Genomic DNA, 7,229 nt, shown 5'->3' with positions numbered 1-7,229 from the left:
CCTTATTGTGATGCAATTAATTATTTAAAAAGTATATTTGAAATTCATACTTGATTTTTGTTAGCAGGTTTTTGTTTCCCACCTCACCCCGCCATCCGCGATAAAAGATTACAAGCGCCATTTAGGTTGATAGTGTTTTTGATGCTTTCTTTTTATTATAATAAGAATGAGTTAAGAAGAATTAGAGAGGATAGATGCAGTCATAGGTTTTAGAATATTGAAGGAAGGTGCATTATGAATAAAAATGAAAGCAAATATTTTAAATCTGCAGAAAAGATGCATAGGGCACTTATATCTTTAATTGATAAAAAGGATTTTGAATTGATTACAGTTAAGGAGATTTGTGAAACTGCAGAGGTAAACAGGTCTACTTTTTATTTGCATTATGATAATACTAGTGATCTTTTGAAAGAAGCAATTGAAGCTGTCTACAAGGATTTTTTTAGCAGATTCTCTTCAGATGGTCCTAAGACAATCAATATCGACGACAAAAAGGATGATGAATTATTTTTGATCACTCCCAATTATCTGATGCCATATTTGGAATTCGTGGAAGATAATAGAAAGCTCTTTTTGGTAATGTATGAAAAGAACGAGATGATGGGGGCGGAAAAAACTTATGAAAGGTGGTTCAATGAGATTTTTGGACCAATTCTTACCAGATTTGGAGTAGATAAGGAAGAACAACCTTACATCATGATTTTTTATTTGAAGGGCATTATTGGAGTTGTAAATGAATGGATTGCAAGGGATTGCGTTGAATCGAAAGAAGAGATAATAGGAATAATCCAAAAGTGTATTAATAAGCCAGTGCAATAGAAAAACTTAATAAAATGATAATCCAACACTTTTTACGATTTGTGTGGGGACCTTGGTTCCTGAAATCAACACTTTTCGTGGAAAGTGTTGTTCTGTTTATGGACATGTATTTCTATAATTACCTCAAGCTCAAAGCAAGGCGTGCCTAGTTGGAAAAATAGCAAAAAAAAGATTACAAATGGAGGTAAAATTAAGATGAACAATTTAGACAAGGTATATGCAGAAAGTGTAGCAAAGGATTATATGCCAAAGGAGACAAGTAAGGTAAGACAGTTGAAAAAGTTAGATGATAAAGCAAAGCAGCCAGCTTTTATTACAGCCTTAACTGTTGGCATTGTTGGTGCTTTGATTTTAGGTACGGGAATGTGCTTTTCAATGGGTGTGCTTGGAACAGGATTAGCAGCAATGGTTTTTGGAATTATCCTTGGAATATTGGGAATTGCCATTTGCATAGTAAATTATCCACTTTACTTGAAGCTACTTAAAAAAGGAAAAGAAATGTATGCTTATGAAATACTAGAACTTGCAAAAGAAATATCGGAATCGGCTGAATAAAACGTCTATTGTCGAGAGGATATATGGTAAAATGGTGGAAGCTGATTAAAAGTATAAACATGGGGGATTTTTACAATGAATAATATCGAACGTAGAGACAGGGGGCTTGTATATATTTCTGATGATGAGGTTTTTGAGGAACAGAAAATTGCTCGCAGACTTACTCAGAAATTGAATACTGCTGATAGGGCCGATTTTGATGCTATAAAGGCTATAGCAAATGAGCTGATTAAAAGTGCTGATAATGAAGCGTTTATTAATCCGCCATTTTATTGTGATTATGGTACTCATATTGAGGTTGGTAAAAACTTCTTTGCCAATTACAATTGTACAATGCTTGATGTAGGTAAAATCCGTATAGGCGATAATGTGCAGCTGGCACCTAACGTTGCCATTTATACAGCAGGTCATCCAGTTCATCCTGCCACTAGAAATACTATGTATGAATATGGTATTGATATTACTATTGGGGACAATGTTTGGATTGGCGGTAATGTTGTCATTTGTCCAGGGGTAAATATTGGCTCTAATTCTGTTATTGGCGCAGGCTCTGTTGTGACCAAGGATGTTCCTGAGTGGTCTATTGCTGCCGGTAATCCATGTAGAGTTATTAGAAAAATTACTGAGGCGGATAGAGATACATTTTATGCAGGCAGAAAGATAGATGATGAAGCCCTACAGGATATTCAAAGAATAGAATCAGAAGCTGATGATGCTGATAGATATCCAACTGCTCCAAACTAGGTGAGAAAATGATTGAACACTGCGTGTAAATAAGGACGATTCGCTAGAAATAGTCCAGTAAAATCCTTGAAAGTACTGGGGTTGCTGCATAAAATAAGAGAAGCTATATTTTATGCGGCTTCCCAGATTTTCAATTTGCAATTTACACAAAACAAATAATCGAACATTGAAATATCTGACAAAGATTTGGTTTTTAGTATAATTGTCTTGCAATTTATAAAAGCCACGATATAATAATATTAACAACAGAGATATAAAGAACTTAAAGAAAGGGAGGTACAGTCCACCAAAACATTAATTTTATTTTAAGTTGGTTATTAAAATCTAGTGAATGGAGGTATAGTCCACCAGAGGATTAATTTTTAACCAAAGAAGATGTTAAAATCTAGTGATTGGAGGTATAGTCCACCAGAGAATTAACATTAAAAACACGCGACAATTTCATGATGAGGTCCATCACTGATAAAAGTTTTCAAATGGACAGTGACATGAAAAAATAAAGCAGAATGAGAGGTATAGTCCATTGGGATCGAATTTCAGGGGCGGCATCAGCTAGGAATCAAGTGGTTTCGAGTTGGTGTCGCCCGTTTTTGATGTAAAAATATTACAGAATAAATGCTGGTATTCCCTTGACTAAAGAACCTCAATTCTTTAGAATACTAAATGTTCGCAGAAGTGGCGGAATCGGCAGACGCGCTGGCTTCAGGTGCCAGTGGTGGCAACACCGTGAGGGTTCAAGTCCCTTCTTCTGCATTATATTTTAAAATTTTTTACGCAAGAAAAAGGATATCCTTTTTTCTTGCGTAATTTGTTTTATAGAGGTTCCCGTTACATTAACATTATTTGTATTGCTTCATATTATTGGGAGGCTAAAATGGGCACAATAAGAGAAATGATTGAGCAGATGGAGAGGGAAAATCTTAGCCCTTACGCAACGCTCAATGAGAATTCACGTGGCCGTGCCAAGGACGAGCCACAGTGTGATATCAGACCTCTATTTCAGAGAGATAGAGATAGGATTCTTCATAGCAAGGCATTTCGCCGATTGAAGAATAAAACACAAGTATTTCTTACTCCTCAGGGTGATCATTACAGAACGAGATTATCTCATACCTTAGAAGTTTCACAGAACGCCAGGACAATTGCCAAGGCACTTAGACTTAATGAGGATTTGGTTGAGGCGATTGCTTTAGGTCATGATTTGGGCCACACTCCATTTGGTCATGCAGGAGAGGCTCAGCTTAATGAACTGTGCCCTACAGGATTTATTCATTCAGAGCAGAGCGTTCGTATTGTTGAGAAGCTTGAAAAGGGTGGTCAGGGACTCAATCTCACCTGGGAGGTTATTGACGGTATTCGCAATCATCAGACTAGCGGACACCCAGCTACGCCAGAGGGACAGATTGTGCGTCTTTCTGACAAAATTGCATATGTAAATAGTGATATTGATGACGCTATCAGAGCACAGATTCTCACAGAGGACGATATTCCATGGGAAATCAGAAAGACTCTTGGAATGACTTCAGCTGTCAGATTGGACACTCTTATTCATGACGTCATCATATCTAGTCAGGATAGCCCTGTCATTAAAATGTCACCTGAAATTGAACAGGCTATGTCGGAGCTTCGCAAATTTATGTTTGCTAATGTTTACAAGGATTCTGTAGCAAAGGTGGAAGAGGTCAAAGCAAAGCGTATGATCAAAGAATTATACGGATATTACACTGAGCATTTCCAGGAGATTCCATCCAGATATAGAGCTATGGAAATCGATGGCGAGAGCCGAGAGAGAATCATTTGCGATTATATTTCAGGCATGACCGACCAATATTGTATTACTAAATTTAATGAATTCTTCATGCCAAAAGCATGGGTGGTAGACGGATTCTAGGAATCGCTACATATATACTTAGAGGGAGAATAAATGCCTTATTATCCAGAGGAAGTCATCGAGGAAGTTCGTTCTAGAACGGATATTGTCGATGTTATTTCAAAGTACGTCAATTTACAAAAAAAGGGCAGCCAATATTTTGGACTATGTCCCTTTCATAATGAAAAAACAGGGTCATTTTCTGTGAGTCCTCAGAAGCAAATGTATTACTGCTTTGGCTGCGGTGCCGGAGGAAATGCTTTTAGCTTTCTGATGAACTATGAGAATATGACATTTAAAGAAGCTGTGGAGGAGTTGGCTAACCAATGCGGAGTTAGCTTGCCACAGAGAGAAATGACAGCCCAGGAGCGTAGGACAGCTGATAGGCGTAGCAGATTGTTTGAAATTAACAAAGAAGCTGCAGGTTATTATTACAAGCTGCTTCGTTCGCCAGGTGGTGAGCAGGCTATGGCTTATTTTACAAAGCGAGGCTTGACGCCAGAGACGTTGCACAAATTTGGCCTTGGCTGCACCAGCAAATACTCAGATTCCCTGTACAAATACCTTAGGGAAAAGGGGTATGATGATGACATATTAAAGGACTGCGGTCTTATTACCATCGACGAGAAACGTGGTGGCCATGACAAATTTTGGAACCGTGCAATGTTTCCTATATTTGATGCCAATGGCAAAGTAGTTGCCTTTGGTGGTCGAGTTATGGGAGATGGCGAGCCTAAATACCTTAACTCACCAGAGACAGAGATTTTTAATAAGTCTCGTACCTTATTTGGTTTGTATTTTGCTCGCAAAACTAGACGAGAGCAGTTCATTCTTTGCGAGGGATACATGGATGTTATTTCCTTACATCAGGCTGGATTCGACAATGCTGTTGCTTCATTAGGTACCGCTTTGACGGAAGGCCATGCCGGAATGTTAAAACGCTACGTAAAGGATGTTTATCTCAGTTATGACTCTGACGGTGCTGGTCAAAAGGCTGCACTGAGAGCGATACCTATTCTAAAAAGAGCAGGTATTTCTTGTCGAATCATCAATATGAACCCTTACAAGGATCCAGATGAATTTATCAAAAATCTGGGCGCAGAGGAATACGAAAAGCGTATACAGAATGCAGAAAACAGCTTCATGTATCAAATCAGAATGCTTCAGAATAATTATGATTTGACTGATCCAGAGAAAAAATCTGATTTCCAAAAGGAAGCTGCACGTATGATTGTTCTCGAGTTTCCAACACAGCTGGAGAGAGAAAATTATACAGAGGCTGTTGCATCTAGGTTTAACATACCAAAGGATGCGCTGGCTAAATATATTATCGAGCTGGGATCATCTGGTATTACAGCCAAAAAGGATGACCAGACTCATGAAACACGAATCAAATCAGCAAAGGCAAAGGATGACGGAATGAAAATTTCCCAGCGTCTTTTAATTACTTGGCTGGTTGAGGAGCCATCTATTTATTCAAAGATTAGCAAATATGTTACTCCTGATGATTTTGAAGATGGTGTATATAAAAAAGTGGCAAGTGAAGTATTTAATTATTGCCAATCAAATCAGCCTGTGGATACGGCTAGGATAGTTGATTTGTTTATGGAGGAGGAAGAGCGCAAAACTGTTGCAGCCCTTTTTAACACCACTGTTGGCGAATTAACAAATAATTCTGATCTAAGCAAAGCCTTAAAAGAAACTTTACTTAGAATAAAAAAGAATTCCCTTGAGTTATCCAAAAAGAATGGAGCTGATTTCAAAAGCACAATTACTGGCGCAAAGATGCTACAAGAACTTGAACGTGCTAACATTTCAATATAGAAAGGAACAAAAATGGCAAAAAAGAAAGTTGACGAGTTGATTGAAAGTGGAGATTTGAAAGCCGCAGCTGATGAGTTTTTAGCTCAGGCTGAGGAAGATGCCGATGATTCTGATGGTGTAGAAACAGAGGATAAAGATGTTGATTTCGGTGACCTAGAGGAGATTTCAGCAGAAGACCTTGAGTTCAATGAACATGATTTTGATAACATCGACGAGACAGAAGATGATGATGACGTTGATGAATTCTTAGCTTCAGTAGGTGCTAAGACATCTATGATGGATGATGTAGATGATGACGACGATGATGATGACGGCGATTCATTTGGTAGTGATGAGCTTGATTCAAAGGTTTCAGAGCTTATCAAAATCGCTAAATCTCAGAAGAGCATCATTGAGGATTATGAGATTTCAGAGTTCTTAAAGGACTATAAAATTGATGCAAAGCAGATGGAGCGCATCCTTACATACCTTGATAAAAAGGGTATCGATGTAAACTTCTCTTCAGGCCCATCTGATGCACTTTTACTTGCAAGTGATGACGAGGATTTAGAAGATATTGACATGTCAGTTCCTGATTCTGTCAGCATCGAGGATCCAGTTCGTATGTACCTTAAGGAAATTGGTAAGGTACCACTTCTTTCTGCAGAAGAAGAAGTTGAGCTTGCTCAGAGAATGGAAGAGGGAGACCAGGTTGCAAAGAACAAGCTTGCTGAGGCAAATTTACGACTTGTTGTTTCTATCGCAAAGCGTTACGTAGGACGTGGTATGCTTTTCCTTGATCTTATTCAGGAAGGTAACCTTGGTCTTATGAAGGCTGTTGAAAAGTTTGATTACCACAAGGGATACAAGTTCTCTACATATGCAACATGGTGGATTCGCCAGGCTATCACACGTGCTATTGCCGATCAGGCTCGTACAATCCGTATTCCTGTACATATGGTTGAGACAATCAACAAACTTATCAGAGTTTCTAGACAGTTACTACAGGAGTATGGCCGTGAACCAACTCCAGAAGAAATCGCTGCAGCAATGGGAATTACTGTAGATAGAGTACATGAAATTCTTAAGATTTCTCAGGAGCCAGTTTCTCTTGAGACACCTATCGGTGAGGAGGAAGATAGCCACCTTGGAGATTTCCTTCCTGACGAGAATGTACCAGTTCCAGCAGAGGCTGCTACATTTACATTATTAAAGGAGCAGTTACATGAGGTTCTTGATACTCTTACAGAGCGTGAGCAGCGTGTGCTTATCCTTAGATTTGGTCTTGAGGACGGCAAGGCTCGCACACTTGAAGAAGTAGGTAAAGAGTTCAACGTTACTCGTGAGCGTATTCGTCAGATTGAGGCAAAGGCTCTTAGAAAGCTTCGTCATCCTAGCCGCAGTAGAAAACTTAAGGACTACTTAGATCAATAAAAAA

At 38.7% G+C, this 7,229-nt stretch carries 6 protein-coding genes and 1 tRNA gene; all 7 read left to right on the top strand.

Translation table 11 applies throughout. From position 1 onward, the window contains the following. The first annotated feature begins 234 nt into the window (after positions 1 to 234). A complete protein-coding gene (locus E7276_RS11860) occupies positions 235 to 819 on the top strand; it encodes a TetR/AcrR family transcriptional regulator (protein WP_294217861.1) in 585 nt (194 codons plus the stop codon). A gap of 195 nt (positions 820 to 1,014) precedes the next feature. After that, the gene (locus E7276_RS11855; protein ID WP_294217859.1) at positions 1,015 to 1,374 is read left to right on the top strand and encodes a dihydropteridine reductase; all 360 of its coding nucleotides are present in this window, start codon (positions 1,015 to 1,017) and stop codon (positions 1,372 to 1,374) included. A gap of 75 nt (positions 1,375 to 1,449) precedes the next feature. Further along, the gene (locus E7276_RS11850; protein WP_294217858.1) at positions 1,450 to 2,118 is read left to right on the top strand and encodes a sugar O-acetyltransferase; all 669 of its coding nucleotides are present in this window, start codon (positions 1,450 to 1,452) and stop codon (positions 2,116 to 2,118) included. A gap of 669 nt (positions 2,119 to 2,787) precedes the next feature. After that, positions 2,788 to 2,871, top strand: a tRNA-Leu gene (locus E7276_RS11845). A 121-nt stretch (positions 2,872 to 2,992) separates the two neighbouring features. Then, positions 2,993 to 4,009, top strand: a complete 1,017-nt coding sequence (locus tag E7276_RS11840; protein ID WP_294217855.1) for a deoxyguanosinetriphosphate triphosphohydrolase — start codon at positions 2,993 to 2,995, stop codon at positions 4,007 to 4,009. Between the two features lie 33 nt (positions 4,010 to 4,042). Next, positions 4,043 to 5,812 carry a DNA primase gene (gene dnaG, locus E7276_RS11835; RefSeq protein ID WP_294217853.1) on the top strand — a complete coding sequence of 590 codons (1,770 nt, stop codon included), beginning with the start codon at positions 4,043 to 4,045 and terminating at the stop codon, positions 5,810 to 5,812. 276 nt (positions 5,813 to 6,088) lie between these two features. Then, a complete protein-coding gene (gene rpoD / locus E7276_RS11830; RefSeq protein ID WP_294217864.1) occupies positions 6,089 to 7,225 on the top strand; it encodes an RNA polymerase sigma factor RpoD in 1,137 nt (378 codons plus the stop codon). Positions 7,226 to 7,229: the final 4 nt, after the last annotated feature.

This window comes from Pseudobutyrivibrio sp. (genome assembly GCF_015057185.1).
GTDB lineage: Bacteria > Bacillota > Clostridia > Lachnospirales > Lachnospiraceae > Pseudobutyrivibrio.
Note: the sequence above shows the minus strand (reverse complement) of the source record. Positions and strands in the feature narration are given on the sequence as shown.

Coding starts and splice junctions, on each gene's coding strand:
- E7276_RS11860 (WP_294217861.1), top strand. CDS start 235: ATGAATAAAAATGAAAGCAAATATTTTAAATCTGCAGAAAAGATGCAT.
- E7276_RS11855 (WP_294217859.1), top strand. CDS start 1,015: ATGAACAATTTAGACAAGGTATATGCAGAAAGTGTAGCAAAGGATTAT.
- E7276_RS11850 (WP_294217858.1), top strand. CDS start 1,450: ATGAATAATATCGAACGTAGAGACAGGGGGCTTGTATATATTTCTGAT.
- E7276_RS11840 (WP_294217855.1), top strand. CDS start 2,993: ATGGGCACAATAAGAGAAATGATTGAGCAGATGGAGAGGGAAAATCTT.
- dnaG (WP_294217853.1), top strand. CDS start 4,043: ATGCCTTATTATCCAGAGGAAGTCATCGAGGAAGTTCGTTCTAGAACG.
- rpoD (WP_294217864.1), top strand. CDS start 6,089: ATGGATGATGTAGATGATGACGACGATGATGATGACGGCGATTCATTT.